At 46.5% G+C, this 15,137-nt stretch carries 11 protein-coding genes; 4 read left to right on the top strand and 7 right to left on the bottom strand.

Annotated elements, in window-relative coordinates:
- Window positions 1–2 precede the first annotated feature (2 nt).
- Window positions 3–167: a hypothetical protein gene (locus B9A32_RS21575; RefSeq protein ID WP_212637802.1), complete on the bottom strand. Its 165-nt coding sequence runs from the start codon at window positions 165–167 to the stop codon at window positions 3–5.
- 18 nt (window positions 168–185) lie between these two features.
- On the opposite strand from B9A32_RS21575, the gene gspF reads away from it, so the two are divergent.
- Window positions 186–1,421, top strand: a complete 1,236-nt coding sequence (gspF, locus tag B9A32_RS05855) for a type II secretion system inner membrane protein GspF (protein ID WP_084067465.1) — start codon at window positions 186–188, stop codon at window positions 1,419–1,421.
- Here the strand turns inward: gspF and B9A32_RS05850 are convergent.
- Together B9A32_RS05850 and B9A32_RS05845 are read right to left on the bottom strand one after the other, a co-directional pair.
- Window positions 1,414–3,237 (bottom strand): M48 family metallopeptidase, encoded by a 1,824-nt coding sequence (locus B9A32_RS05850; protein ID WP_139795728.1) that lies wholly within the window; start codon window positions 3,235–3,237, stop codon window positions 1,414–1,416. The genes gspF and B9A32_RS05850 overlap by 8 nt on opposite strands.
- Window positions 3,238–3,813: an NUDIX domain-containing protein gene (locus B9A32_RS05845; protein WP_084067464.1), complete on the bottom strand. Its 576-nt coding sequence runs from the start codon at window positions 3,811–3,813 to the stop codon at window positions 3,238–3,240. It abuts the gene before it with no gap.
- A gap of 733 nt (window positions 3,814–4,546) precedes the next feature.
- Here B9A32_RS05845 and B9A32_RS05840 point away from each other — a divergent pair.
- Window positions 4,547–6,511 carry a TonB-dependent receptor gene (locus B9A32_RS05840; protein ID WP_170923720.1) on the top strand — a complete coding sequence of 655 codons (1,965 nt, stop codon included), beginning with the start codon at window positions 4,547–4,549 and terminating at the stop codon, window positions 6,509–6,511.
- Between the two features lie 209 nt (window positions 6,512–6,720).
- Entirely contained in the window at window positions 6,721–7,473 is a 753-nt protein-coding gene (locus B9A32_RS05835; protein WP_084067462.1) for a hypothetical protein, read from the top strand.
- Window positions 7,474–7,489: 16 nt separating this feature from the next.
- Here B9A32_RS05835 and B9A32_RS05830 read toward each other — a convergent pair whose 3' ends face one another.
- Together B9A32_RS05830 and B9A32_RS05825 are read right to left on the bottom strand one after the other, a co-directional pair.
- Complete coding sequence (locus tag B9A32_RS05830) at window positions 7,490–8,098, bottom strand: hypothetical protein (protein ID WP_212637800.1); 609 nt, start codon at window positions 8,096–8,098, stop codon at window positions 7,490–7,492.
- Window positions 8,095–10,146, bottom strand: coding sequence for an ATP-binding cassette domain-containing protein (locus B9A32_RS05825; RefSeq protein ID WP_084067460.1), 2,052 nt, complete (start codon window positions 10,144–10,146; stop codon window positions 8,095–8,097). The genes B9A32_RS05830 and B9A32_RS05825 overlap by 4 nt, the downstream gene beginning before the upstream one ends.
- A gap of 261 nt (window positions 10,147–10,407) precedes the next feature.
- Here B9A32_RS05825 and B9A32_RS21570 point away from each other — a divergent pair, with 261 nt between their 5' ends.
- Complete coding sequence (locus tag B9A32_RS21570) at window positions 10,408–10,557, top strand: hypothetical protein (protein WP_212637798.1); 150 nt, start codon at window positions 10,408–10,410, stop codon at window positions 10,555–10,557.
- Here the strand turns inward: B9A32_RS21570 and B9A32_RS05815 are convergent.
- A complete protein-coding gene (locus B9A32_RS05815; RefSeq protein WP_084067458.1) occupies window positions 10,554–13,898 on the bottom strand; it encodes an EAL domain-containing protein in 3,345 nt (1,114 codons plus the stop codon). The genes B9A32_RS21570 and B9A32_RS05815 overlap by 4 nt on opposite strands.
- A gap of 291 nt (window positions 13,899–14,189) precedes the next feature.
- Window positions 14,190–15,137: IS1380 family transposase (locus B9A32_RS05810; protein ID WP_139795727.1), on the bottom strand; the 948-nt coding region annotated here is incomplete at its 5' end.

The following is a 15,137-nucleotide window of genomic DNA, read 5'->3' as shown; positions in this document are numbered from 1 at the left end:
ATTCACTCAATCCCTTTATTTACCATAGCACCTGCCGCTGTCAAGAAGAACATACCCTTTGCGGCTGTCGGCAACATTAAGCCTTGACCTGATTTTTCATGGTGATAATTAATGTAAATTAATAATGACTGAAAAACAGGCAATGCCTGCCATGCACTTTTAAACAAAGAAAGGCTGCATGATCCATGACCACCTTTGAATATACGGCCCTGAACCGCAAGGGAAAAAAAGAGCAGGGACTGATCACAGCAGACAGCAAAACCGCTGCAGGATCACTTTTGAAAAAAAAAGCCGTGTACCTTGTCTCCATCAATGAAATCAACGCGGAAACCACCCATAGGGGGGCTGACGGAAAATTGTCCAGTACCGGAACCATGATTTTCTCCAGAATATCCAAAGGGGAGATTTCCATGATGACTCGACAACTGGCCACCCTTGTATCTGCCGGATTCAATCTTGTTTCGGCCCTGAATACATTGGTTTTACAGACCCCGTCCAAATCATTGATCAAAGTGATATCCAAAATGAAAAACGCCATTGAAGAGGGCAGCAGTTTTTCCCAGGCCCTGTCCCTTTATCCTTCCATTTTCACCCCCATTTATATCAACATGGTAAAAGCCGGGGAATCTTCCGGCACCCTGGACATTGTGCTGGAACGCCTGGCCGATCTCATGGAAAACCAGGAAGAGACCCGGTCAAAGATACAGGCATCCCTTGCGTATCCTGTACTCATGGCCCTGGTGGGGGTGCTGGTGCTTTTATTTTTGCTCACCTATATTGTGCCGGGCCTTGTGGGTATATTTTCTGACATGAATCAGACCCTGCCCGGCCCCACCCGGTTTCTCATTACGGTGAGCGATTTTTTAAAATCCTTCTGGTGGGTTTTAGTGTTGACGGTTTTGATGATGGCTGCAGGATTTTATCTGCTCAAAAGAACAGAAAAAGGCGCTTTTTTCATTGATAAAACCATTTTCATGCTTCCCAAAATCGGTTCCCTCTTAAAAAAATCCGCAGCTGCAAGATTTTCACGGATACTGGGGTCGCTTCTGGAACATGGGGTTCCGGTTTTGACAGCCCTTGACATTGCAAAGAGCATCATTGGAAATAAAGTTCTTTCCGGTATTGTCACCCAGGCAGAAACCGAAGTACAGCAGGGGGGAGAGCTGGGGCGTGCCCTGGAGCAGCACAGTGCCTTTCCTCCCCTGGCCACCCAGATGATCAAGGTGGGGGAAAAAAGCGGCACCCTGGAAAAAATGCTGGAACGCACCGCCGCCTTTTATGAAAAAGAGGTGGACACCTCCCTTACGGCCATGACTGCCATGCTGGAACCTGTGATCATCCTTGTCATGGGCGTGGTTGTGGGATTTATTGTACTGTCGGTGTGCCTGCCCATCTTTGAAATGAATCAGCTGGTCAAATAGAAAGTGATTTTTTGAACCGTGCCACCTGCTCTTGGTAATAGTCTCTTCTATCCTCGGCTGTTTCAAGGGCTTGTTTTGCCACCTTAAGGGCCTGCTCAAGATGCCCGTTAATAAACAATGCCTCGGCAAAGGTGTCCAAGACATGGGGGGAACGATCCACAGATACGGCTTGTTTTGCCAGGGTTAAAGCCCTTGGGGGATTACGATGGGAAAAATCCTTGCAGGTGGCATAGAGCCAGGCAAGATTATTCAATGCATGGGCATTATCTGGATCATTCTCAATGGCGGTCTGGTAAAACACAATGGCCTTATCAAAGGCCCCGGTCTCGTAATAATAATCCCCGGCCAGAAGCTGAGCTTCCAGGTCATTTCCCCGTTGCTCCAGGTTCTGGAGAACAATTTTTTCCGTTACATATTGATTGATACCGACTTTGCCGGGACCAAAATTCAAATAATATGCCAAAATGCACACCCCAGCCAGAAAGACAATATATCCCCACATCATGGCACGCACTTTCTTATGGTGCCCCTTAATGAGCAAGTGATCTGCCTCACACCGGGCCAGAAAATGTACCCGTTCCTTAATGCTGAAATGATGCCAGTTGGGCTTGTCCCAGGGCTGGTGACTGTGGGCTGCTATTTTATGGAATGTGGTGATCATGGATCTTGCATTGGGCAAATATTGATACACATGAAGATCGGCTTGGCGTTCAAAATTTCTCATGTAAAACCCAAAGCCATATCTAAAATAAAGGACAAACAATAAAATAAGCACACAACTGAGCACCAAGGTCATCATTGCTTCCCGGGAGATGCCCGCAAATGCCATCACTTCCAGCATGGGGCCGGAAACAATAATCATGATCAGTGGGTCCAGGAAAGCATAGATGCAGGCAATATATCCCACAAAGAACAACAGATAAAAATGAATGTGACGATTTTCCACATGGCCGATTTCATGGACAATCACAGCATCCAATTCCCCATTTCCAAGCAGAGACATTAAAGAAGGAGTCACCAGAATATACCTAAATCGTCCCCAGATTCCCATGACACCGGCGGTGATCATGGAACCGCCAAACAGCTCCCATTTGAGGATATCACGATATTTCACACCGGCCCTGCGACATAATTGTTCAATGCGTTGCCGTATGGGTCCCGGGTTCAAAGAGTGACATCCCCACACCTTCTGAATTAAAAAAGGCCCCAATGCGGCAATGGCCACCATAAAGGTGAGTACATACACAACTTCGCCCAGGGGGGTGGCAAGAAATGCTCCGGGCTGTTCAAAGGGAAGCAGTTCCAGTAAATCCGCCAGAATGGAAACCAGAAACCATGGTAACAAAGCTGGCAGGGAAAAAGAGATATTGGAACGTATAAACTCTTTTTGGGATAATGTACCGGAAAAATATTTTTTCTGCACAGGCCAGGCACAGGCCCAGACAATGACAAGATAAAGCAAAAACAACCCCATAAAAACCAGGGCTTCCAGGGTGGGAAAAATCTTAAAAATTTTGAAATCAGCCAGGAGTTGATTCAGGTGCAACAAATAAAGATCCACGGCAAAAAGGCAAAGCGCTCCCATGGAAAACCTGGCAATGAGCTTGTCCATGGAGATATTCAGCTCCGGGACAAAACCATGTTTTATCTTTTTTTCAAGGCGGTTAAAAAAAAATCGACAGCCCCACCAGAAAAGCGCCACCAGACCCAGTGCAATTCCCATCCCATAATCAGGAATGGCCACATCCGCCCCTGGATAATCGCAGGTGGAGTAAAGCACCAGGGCCACCAGAAGATAAATAAAATTTGCAAACATTTAAATAGTTCCGGTTTTTACAAAGTGTTCCAAAATAATCCAGGATTTCACATCAAACTTTAATTCCGGGGTATTTAAAAGCCCCTTTGCATCCTCCCGGGAAAGCAAAAGCACGCTGATCTCTTCAGAATCCTCATTGCCTTCCAGGCTTTCTTTTCCGTCACAGGCGGCAAATACAAGGGAAACAGATTCATCTGTCATGCCGGATGAAGAGTAAATGGGAGGGCTTGTCCGCAAAACGGTTTTAAGGGCAAAACCGGTCTCTTCTTTGAGCTCCCTTGCTGCTGCCATTTCAATGGTTTCACCGGGGTCCACAAGCCCTGCGGGAAACCCATACTGAAATCCCCCCAGGGGCACCCAAAATTCCCGGATCATCACAAGTTTTTTCTCCTCCCGGTGAAAGGGGACAATGACAACGGCATCGGCAAGGGGAAAATTGTTATCTGCCACCTCGGGCACCTTTTTTCTGGATGCAAATACCCATGATTTTTCATGGCTCCTTTGATCCACATAGGAAATGGAAAAGAGGTTTAAATGGGTTTGCTCAGTTATTTTTTCAATATTTTTAATTTGCATGGATTTCCTTGGAAAACAAAATCAGGGTTTGGTCATAGCATTGGCCAGCTGCCGCAATTGGCGAAATCATGGGGTCAAATCAAGAGACATCCTTGGGAAAACAATTGAATTTAAATCTCGTTAATCTATCCTTATGCGCTACAATTATAGTAAATATTCGGCTTGCTTGTGTAAAGGTTTGGACAGTGCCCCATATTTGCCTGTCTGGGGCTGCGTCGCATACTAATGTCAGGTTAGCAGACCAAAACAGATGAAGATGAGGAGCTGACCGAATATTTACCAAATTATATGGGTGATTTCTATATCATTCAATAGTTTTGTCAGTTTTAAATCCTACAGCATTGTCATCACACAAAAAAACATCAACCTTCACAATTAGAATTGCTGCTTTACAACATATTTATAACTGCCACGGGGACCGTATTCTGTCCCCGCTCCACCCACAACAAAGCCTGAAATACACCCCTGATTTGCGGAGTATTTCACATAAAACCCCGGCAAAAAAATAAAAATGTTATACAATGGAACAAATTGTCAAAAAAACCTATCATTGAGCAGCTGCATCCCCTCCCATTAAATAAACACCGAGAAAATACCCATACTAACAATAAAACTTGACTGATTGGGCAAATATCAGTAGAAAACGATCCTAAAATATTAAGAAAGGTTGGATTATTAACAACTGCGTATTGACAATGGAATGCACCATTTTATTGATAATCAGGAGGAATTCATGAAAAAAATATTATCCTTTTATTTAATTTTATTCTTATGCACATTTATATCAACGGTTTTTGCCCAGAAATCGTCCCCTTTTTATGATCTGGGAGAGGTGGTGGTCACCGATCAGGTTAATTCTGCAGAATCCGTGGCCACGGTGCACACGGTAACGGCCATGGACATTGAAAAAAGGGGCGTAAGAACCCTGAATGAGGCGTTAAAACTCATCCCCGGTGTTTATGTCCGTCAAGCTGCGGCCAATATCCCCAGAATTGATATCCGGGGCCTTCGCACCCGTCATGTTTTGTTATTACTCAACGGTATTCCCATTAAAGATACCTATGACGGTCAATTTGATCCCACCACCATACCCGTGGACAACATTGCCCGCATCAAGGTAACCACCGGCGGAGGCTCCGTGCTTTACGGTGCCAACGGCAGTGCCGGCATCATCAACATCATCACCAAAACCGGCGACAAAATCCCCCATGTTACCCTTTTGAACGAGTTGGGGGAAAACGGATATTATTCCACCAATGCCACCGTCACCGGCGGTACTGATAAGGCAGACGCTGTGGTCAGTCTTGGCAGCACCACCTTGGATGACGTGGAACTGTCCGGCGATTTTGACAACACCTCCATGCAGGCGGATGACACCCGGGAAAACAGTGATTTTGAACGTCAGACCGCTTTTGTGGGACTTAATTATGCTGCCACAGACGCACTCAATCTTGGAATAACCTTTAATTACCAGGACGGAGAAAACGGCACACCACCTTCCACCATCAACAACAAAAAAGATCTGTTTGCTTCCAGCGTAAAATACGATCGCACAGAAGAAGTTGAAACCCAATCACTGCAAGCGGCATTTGATTATACTTTTAGCGTTCCCCTACAGCTGCGGGGATGGGTGTTTGCCAGCCAGGGCGATACCACCAGCAAGCGTTATGATGATGACACCTACACCACCATTTCCAAAAAAGGCGGATATGATGAGGATGCCACCAGCAAGGTAAACGGGGTGAATCTACAGCTTGCCTGGCTTCCCCGGGCATCGGACCGCATCACCCTTGCGGCCCTTTATGAAAGAGATTCCTGGGAATCCAATGGGTATGAAATCGATAAAAAAGGAAAAGAACAAGCCTTTGACATTGACACAGACCTTGATTTTGCCAGCCTTGCCCTGGAGTACAGCACCCGAATCACCGAGCAGTTAAAGGCAGTGGTGGGATTTGGATATCACGCCATGGACAAGGATACAGGGAATGATGAAGATGATTTTTCCTGCATGGCAGGACTTTCCTATGATTTGATACCCGGCACCACAATAAAAGGTTCCTGGAGTCGAAGCATCAAATTTCCCAGCACCAAGCAGCTCTACTCCCTGGATGCAGGTAACCCGGATCTCACCCCGGAAACCATCCACAACTGGGAACTGGGGATTTCCCAGGAACTGCCCGCAGCCACCACCGTGTCTGTCACCGGTTACATCAAAGATGCTGAAGATTTCATTGAAAAGGATGTGGATGATATCTACAGAAATTATGAAGACTATCATTTCAAAGGCGTTGAGTTTGAGGTGGTAAACACCTTTGTTGAAAATCTCACCCTCACCGGCTCTGCGGCGTTTATGACCTCCAAGGACAAGTCTGACAACACGGAAAAAGATGAGCTCCAGAATCGACCTGAACAGAAATTTTCCGTGGAGGGAACATATCAGTTTCCCTTTGGTTTAACGGCCCAGGCCTCTTTTCTCCATGTGGCAGACCAATACTACTACAGCAAAAAATCTCCCCTGGAAAAAGCCAAGCTGGATGATTTTCAAATCATTGACTGCAAAGTATCACAAACGCTTTTTGAAGATGCCCTGGAAGTCTATTTAAGGGCAGCAAATCTTTTGGATGAAGATTACGAACAAAGTTATGGCTACCCTGCCCAGGGCCGTACTTTCTATGTGGGGGCTGTGCTCCGGTTTTAATGACAGATCACCTTATTCCGATCCCGATCTGCCCACAACAAACATAGGGTCGTAGACGCGAAGCCAAATGGTATTATACCGCCGCCCCCCAACGGGCAATGGTCCCGGACCGGAACTGTAGACAGCTCAATTGTCCGGTTCCTATTGCCCGTCGGGGGGCGGCTCGCCTTAGCTTGCCTTTTCATAACAAAAAAACAAACCGGTGAAAAATGAAAATTCTTGTATGCATAGACGATACCGATAATCTTGAGAGCAGAGGCACAGGGCAGCTGTCCCAGTTGTTTGCCGAAGCCATTGAAAAAAAAGGATGGGGCAATTGCACATCCATCAGCCGCCATCAACTGTTTGTGCACGAGGATATCCCATACACCTCCCACAACAGTTCCATGTGCTTTAAGGCCAACATTGATGGAAAGACCCTGCAGCCCCTCATTGATTTCATGCAAAAAGGGCTTGAAATTGAAAGTGCACCGGGCTCTGATGCAGGTCTTTGCGTTGCTGTGGACAATGAAGCGCTGGATAAAAAACGCCTCATGGCCTATGGCAACAAGGCCAAAGACACCGTATTAAACAAACCCATGGCCTATGCGCTGGCCGCAGATCTGGGAATTCATCTATCAGAGCACGGCGGTACCGGAGACGGCATCATCGGTGCCCTGGCAGGGGTGGGCTTAAGACTGGGGGGCAATGACGGGCGATTCCGGGGATGGTACCATTTTGATAAAAGCGGTACCACCATGGGCGTGGATGCCCTGTGCAGACATTCCTTTGTGGATGTGGTCAAACCCCTTAACGGTGATCCTCTGGATATGAATCAACATGTTGTGCTGGGGGATGACAAGGTAAAAATCATTCTCCAGGCTGGCAGACAGGTGCTTCCGGTGGAGGCCGGCCGGGATTCGTCAGGGGCTCCGGTGTGGATCACGTTGACCAAGGATCGTATAAAACAACTCTGGCCGTAAATATTCGGTCTCCCGTTTATTTGCCTTTGTATTCCCGCACCGCACCATACATGAAATAGGCACACACCCCACAGGCGCACCCGATGAGGGGATAGGTTACAAGGCCGGGATAAAATTTTATCAACACCACTTCCAGGGGTTTTCCTGTGACAAGGTTGAGCCCTGATTTAACCCCGTGCATGATCAGAGCTGCCAGCACACCTTCCACCATCCGGTTGACCATGGGATGGCCCAGGGTGGGCAGATACCGGGTCAATTCCAGAAAAAAGGCGGGCATGCAAAACCGCAATATATCCAAAACACCCTTTCTGGACCCGGCAATCACCGCAAAGATACCTGCCACAATCCCCATGTAAGCCGCGGCCCCTTTTTTGTTCACATAACACGGCCCAAATACCAGAAAAAAAATATACACCACATAGGAATGGCCGGGAAGGTTTAGATCCAGCCGAAGCATCTGTTTCACAGCCACTGACACCAGGGCAAACAGGGTCAACAGTATGGTTTCTGAAATGGTCAAAGGTGATTTCTTGTTTTTCTCCCCTTGGGCCTTTGCAGGCCCTGCTTCACTTAGAACCGTTGATCCGGAGGCCGTTTTCTGGGCTGTTTTTTTATAATGCATCACTCTTCCATTCCTTTGAGTTTCAACGACAATCCCGCCAATGTACAGATATCTTCCATAAGAATCAAAAGGGGAATAAACAAGGCTTTAAGGCCCACAAACAATTGTTTGGGATGGAGCAGATCTTTTTTATCAGGCATTAATCCCTTTTGGCTCTGAATATGGATAATCTCCCTGGCATCGGCGGTGATGCAGGGAAGCAGGCCAAAGGCAATACCCATAGCCAGTTTCTTATTCCGGGACAAAAACCGGGAAAAAAGGGACATCCATTCCCCCACGGTGGTGGTCCGCATCATTACCATCACAGGAATAAAAAACAGCCACACCCGGACGCCGGCCAGGACTCCCTCCCGGACAGCACTGATATCCCAGCGAAATATGGGCATAAACACGGCAAACACAAAACTTTGAATCACAAAAAAACGACTGTCCGCCAGAAAACGCCCCACCCCCATGCCCGAGAGCAGATAATAAAAAAATAAAAGGAGAGCCAATGGGAGATATCCCCGGGGTCCAAGGGTGTAGATGAGAAACCAGATGGCCATATTGATGGTCATTTTTATCCAGGGGGGAGCATTGTGCAGCGGTGAGGTTCCAGGCACATAATCATAGGCCGGGGCCTTGAATGCCTTGAGCATCTGTTTAAAGACCCCTCCTGTGCGTTTTTTTTGCTTTCCATTTTTTCCCGGGATACCGGAATAACAGGTTGGGTGGGAAATTTTTTCTTTCGCTTTGGGTAAATAATCCCCCAGGCAGATAACCATGGCCTCCGGGGTATTGGCATATCGGCCCCGACTGCTGGTGAACACCAGACCACAACCGGTGCGGGCCATGGCCGTGCGTAAAAAAAAGAGCAGGTGCTCTCGCTCCGCTCCATCCAGAAAACCCAAAATATCATCCACAAAGATAAAATCCGGACGCAGTAGAACCGCCTGGGCCGCCGCCAGATGAACTTTTTCACCAAAGGAGAGTTTAAATGGAGACACCTGTGCTTTTCCGGCGAGCCCCACACAGTCCAGAAGGATATTGATTTCATGGGTGGCAGCCTTGAGTTTTTCAAGATCCCTTTGTTTACCCATTAATGCGGCGGCCATCTCCTTTTTAACGGTGGGTTCAAAAAAATGTCTGTCTGGATTCTGGGTCAGGGTTATCACCCGAAAGGGGTTTTTTCCTCCCCTTTCAATCACTTCACCCCACTCAGGTTCCCGGCCCCCGGACAGAATATTGAGTAAAGTGGTTTTACCGGAGCCGTTATTTCCTTCGATCCAGAACTCCTTTCCCCGGCTGAATTCCAGGCAGATATTGGCCGCAAGCAGTGACTTACCATCGTACCCGTATCCCACCCGGTCAAGAATAAGTTTTTTTCCTCCATGCTCTCCCGCAGGGTCAGCAAGGGATATTTCAGGAAAGGATAAAACTCTTTTGGGTGGGGGGGCAAGCAAAACAACCTGTTCTGCCTCCCGGGAAGGAATAATACCGGGATGGGAGGTGAGCAGCACCCCCACCCCCTTTTTTCGGAGATAGCTTATATAATCAAGAATTTTTCTAATATTAGCAGGATCAAGGTAGAGAAAGGGTTCATCCATTAACAGCAATTCAGGATGTCGAATCCCGGCAGCAGCAATGGCCACCAAGTGTTTCTGGCCCGAGGACAGTGTCCTGATTGACTGATCCAGCAGGGAGTCAAGCCCCAGAATCTCCACTTCCTTTTGAAAGCGTTCCCGGATATCCATGGGGGCACCATTTTCCATTCCAAACATCAACTCTTCACGCACCAGGGTGGATACCATCTGGGAGTGGGGATTTTGTAAAATCAACCCCATGCCCTGCCGGGCAGCGGTGTCCACGGGGGCGTTGTTGTAAAAAATTTTTCCGGTGTATTTTTTTTCTTCATGGCTGATCCCACGGATACCAAATAACAGGGAGGATTTTCCCCTGCCTGAGCCGCCCTCAATGCACACCAGTTCCCCATGATCCACCTGAAAGGACAGTGGCGTGAAAATTGATTTTTCTCCAATGGTGCAGCTTAAAGAATGAATGTCCAGTAACACACTATATCCTTATTGTTTACGATCCCATGAAATGACTGCTTTTGAGGTTGTTATTTCCCCATATGGTTCCAAAAAAAAATATTTACATGAATTCATAACCAATTACAACTCTTTTGCATGGGACAAAACAAGTGCAATTCTTGAGAGCATATCAGGAGTGAACAAACTGGCATGGTTGGAGGAGAAAGACGGAGAATAAATTTTTAAAATGGAGATAATGGCAGGCCGAAGCCAGGATACGGTCTGCCCGTGGCAGTTTATATGAAATACTCCGCAAATCAGGGGTGTATTTCAAGTTTTGTTGTGGGCGGAGCGAGGACAGAATACGGTCCGCCCGTGGCGGTTATATACAATGCAGCCTCCAAGGCAAGCTATGGCTTTGGACCGTTCTGGAAAGGATTGGCATATTAAAGTAAGTGTTCAAGGGTCCAGCATTGGTCACGTTCCAGCATGGCCTCAAATTCCTTCGCTGGCACAGGACGGCTGAAATGGTACCCCTGGCCGTAACGACAACCCAGGTCATGCAGAAAACGCCACTGCTCGAAGGTCTCAATGCCCTCGGCCAGGGCTTGGAGTCCTAAGTTATGCGCCAGTTGAGTGATGGCCGTTACAATGGCGGTATCGTTTTCCTTTCCGGGAATGCCGTCCACGAACGATTTGTCAATTTTAAGCTTATCTATTGGGAACCGCTTGAGCCGGTTCAATGAAGAATATCCGGTGCCGAAATCGTCCAGGGAAATGCTCAACCCATGGTCGCTGAACTGCCTGAGGACGGTCTCCGTGTGCACCGGGTCCAGACTAAGCATGCTTTCGGTGATTTCCAATTCCAGCGCATCGTGCCGGATTCCGAATTTATTTACGGCATCCAGCACCTTAGAAACGATATCTCCCTGCCAGAACTGGCGTACCGAAAAATTCACCGCAACTTTCAGTTCCAAGCCCTTATCCTGCCAGGCGCGGATCTGGCGACAGACCTCCATCAGGACCCAGTCGCTGATAGGAATAATCAGGCCGGTATCTTCTGCAACCGGCAGGAAATCGGCAGGCGGAATCAGGCGTCCTTTTTTTTCCTGCCAGCGGATCAGCGCTTCAGCCCCAACCATTTGCCCTGAGGTCAATTCGACAAAAGGCTGGTAAAAAAGCACAAATTCTTGCTGTTCAATTGCCCGGTGCAAGCGGGTAGTAAGCGAATGGCGTTTATGAGCACGCTCTGACAACTCTATGGAATAGAACCGGTAGCCCCCCTTGCCATTTTTTTTGGCGTGGTACATGGCACTGTCCGCCTGTTGCATAAGAGTGTGCGCATCCTTAGCGTTGTCTGGGAACAGACTGATACCGATACTGGCACCGATGTATGATTCCTGTCCTTTGATCTGAAATGGAATCTTAATCATGTTGATGATGCGCCGGGCAACATCGGCGGTTTCTTCTTCGAAGCGTTTCACCGTCCACAATCCGTTGATGTCATGGCTGGTCAGGAGCACGATGAACTCGTCTCCCCCCTGACGTGCCACCATATCTGTTTCTCGAATCGAACCTCGCAGCCGCTCTGCAACATGGCACAACAGCTCATCCCCTGCCTCGTGTCCCTGGATATCATTGATCAGCTTAAAATCATCCAGATCAATGAAAAGGATCGCCACTGATCCCGAAAAACGTTTGGCCCGGGCCAGGGCAAAGGTAAGGCTCTCCATGATCATGGCCCGGTTGGGCAGGCCCGTCAGGCTGTCGTGGTAAGCTTGGTAGGTAAGCTTCTCCTCTGCTTCTTGGTGCTTTCTCTGGGTTCGTAACGCCACAATGCCGTAACCCAGGTCGTTTGCCATTTCTGACAGCAGCTCAACTTCCTCGGCGTCAAAGGCTCTGGGCTCTGTGGCACAAATGATTAAAACACCAAAGGTTGTTTCACCATCCATAAGAGGCAGTCCGATCAACGACCCATAGCCGTTTATCGCTCTTTCCTTGATCCAGGGAGCAGAATCCGGCACAGCCGCAACGCTATCAATAATACAGGGCCTGCCGGTGCGGATGGCAGCACCGGCAGGGTCGCTGCCATGCCCGTCTTCCGCCCAGCTGGGCTTTGCCGCATAGTTATAGTCTTCTTCGTATCCGGCCCTGATCACAGGACGTATGGTCTTGACTTCATCCTGCTCGGCAAGACCGACCCATACCAATCGGTATCCGGTCTGCTCCACAATGCAATTGCATACCCCTTCAAGCAGCAAGCGCTCATCACCGGTCCGTGTGAGAAGCGTGTTGCATGCGTGAATCATTCCCAGTGTCCGGCTGGTTTTCCGCAATTTTTCTTCCGCCTCTTTACGCTCGGTGATGTCCTGTGCTGTGATGACAATCCCCCGGTTTTTTTCGTCTTTATCATTCATAACAGAGGCAGAAACTAACATGGGATATTTCTCACCATTTTTTGCCTGGTAAGTAATTTCAACCCCTGCGATAGAACCTTTTTGAAATAATTTTTCAATTTCCGGTTTTTTGAAAGACGCTTCTTCTTTTTTTATGATCAGATGGATTGTATGCCCCACAAGTTCCTGCTCTTCATATTTCAAGAGAAGGAGTGCGGCTTGATTAACAGTACGAATCGTAGCATCCGGATTGAGCACAATGAGGGTGTTAATCATGGATGTAAGGATATTATCAACATAGGTTTTGGAAACCGTAGTTCTGGATATGTCGTCCGCCATCTGATTAAAGGCTTTGCTTAACTCACCGATCTCATCGCGGGATTTAATCTCAACCCTGGTATCTACTTTGCCATTACCGAGCATAACCACAGCGTCCTTTAACCTATTCAAAGGCCGAGAAAGCTTTATGGAAATAATGGAAGATAGAATAAAAATCAGTATAATGCCGGGGAATAATATAAGCAACCATGTGTTTTTTAATGCAACAATCGGAGCAAAAACGATACGGGTGGGAATATAGATACACAGCGTCCAACCATTTCCCTCAAAATCCAAATAGCCCTGTTCGTGGCAGAAAGCCATGATCATTTCTTCTTCTCCGGGAGGGGTACCAATTTTAAAATTTACCTTTTCTTTGATAATATTATTATTTTCTTCTTCCCAGCCCGGAAATTTCTCTCTTAGTATCCCTTTACGGTTATTATTAGAATAAATAATCAAACCATCTTTGTTCAATAGATTAATGCGCAAACATTCTCCCATGTGTACTGTAGAATTGTTTCTCCCTATTATGTCGTACACTGCAGCCACCGACATTCTGGAGATCACAGCTCCGAACGGCCGGCTGTTCTTATCCTTCACGAGTGAGGCAAAATAGATAGTAGGGTTATTCAATTCTTCGGCAACCCTGATGTCTGATGCAATGCTCAACTTGTCTTGTAAAACATCCTCCCAGTATTTTGTCATGACCTGCTTCACACCTAAATGCAGTCCAGAGGTGTCCGCGATTCGTACTCGGTCTAAGTCAAAGAAAGACAGGGAAATATACCTTTTATAAATATTTCTGAATTCAAGCAATCTTTCAGTGATGTCCCGGGGAGTGGAATCCCTGGACATAATTATCGGATCAGTGGAGATGGTCTCCAGATTATGCATCCTTTCAGCAAGGTCCCGATCTATCTTATCCATGATATTAACTGCCATCGCCCCAATTTTTTCCTTAACCTGTGTCTCTAATGCCTTTATGTTGGAGATCCAGGTAACATAAAGCACCACCCCAAATGTAAAAAGCGATACTGCGACTATGGTAAGGGTTAATTTAGACAGTAATTTCATTTAATGCCTTTGCTAATTTTGTTTTAACCTAATATTGCATTGCATATATAGACATCTAAACCTAAAACAAGCGTGTTCATTAAGGTTCGATCGTGGACATTTTCGATAATTCCATATAGATACTTTTGAAACGAAGTTGAAAAAAACAAGAAAAAAAAGAGCGCAACTCTCCCTAAGAAATATTTGTGTTACAATTTTTAGTCATGATCACTTGGTGCCTTCCTTTTGCTATGATTGGGTTATGACTCACCATTTCAACCCGTTTAAAATGGCTGTCCGTTTATCCCTTGATTATGAAAATTCAAATTTTTTCAAAAGGAAAAGAAAATTGAAAACATGGTTGAGTTGATTATTATATCCGACAATCCGATAGACAATTTTTCTGGATTTTTTGATAATCAGACATGGAATATTAATAAAGGTACGGATGAATCGCTTAAATTCCATTTTCATAATCTGATTCCCCAGAACCCGGTAAGGCATCAACATGCCACACCATGCTTTGAGATCCCATGCCAAGGCGGCTATGACCATATAGGCCCAATTGGAATTCAGTGTGTTTGAAGGCGCTTTCAGGGCTTGAACTCCATTCTTCAACTGTTCAATGTCGTTTTCATGGTTTGCCCGATCCCGATAAAGATGAATCAATGATTCCGTACTTTTGACCTGGTCATTGGTGATATAGAAAAAAAATCGACAATCATCAAAAAGTTGTTCCTCTCCTTTTGAGACATTGATTATTTTTCTGATAGCGATCATTCGATATGATTTCTGGCATTTTCCCGGCTGATACTCAAATTCAGCAAAAAATTCGCATTCGGTCTGAAGATTTTTAAATTTTCTATTTTTTACTACCTGGGCCTTTATGTTTTCCGGTTTTTCACGTTCCTGAGTCTTTATCACCCGCTGAGGTTTATTGAACAACTGCCATTCTGTTTCTGAGATATCACAGGCTTTTTTTATCAAATTCTTTTTGGCATCCATACCAAAGATAAAGGTGCACCTTTCATCCCATCTGTCAAAATTGCCGGTCAGGCTAAAATCTGTATCCCCGCGCAGTATCACTTTTTCAAAATCAGGGCAAACAAGGTCAAGGCTTTTATCAATCCAGTGGGCTGATCCAAGGTGAGATGGCGCATTTCCTGATCGATTGACAATGTAAAGGGGTTCGCGGGTTCTATTCAATGAGACAATCAAAGGAGCATAGCCCCATATCCCTTTATAAGAAATATCCATCCC

Source organism: Desulfocicer vacuolatum DSM 3385, from assembly GCF_900176365.1.
In the GTDB taxonomy this organism is placed as follows: Bacteria; Desulfobacterota; Desulfobacteria; order Desulfobacterales; family Desulfobacteraceae; genus Desulfocicer; species Desulfocicer vacuolatum.
The sequence above is the reverse complement of the archived record's forward strand: the minus strand, read 5'-3'. Positions and strand labels throughout refer to the sequence as shown.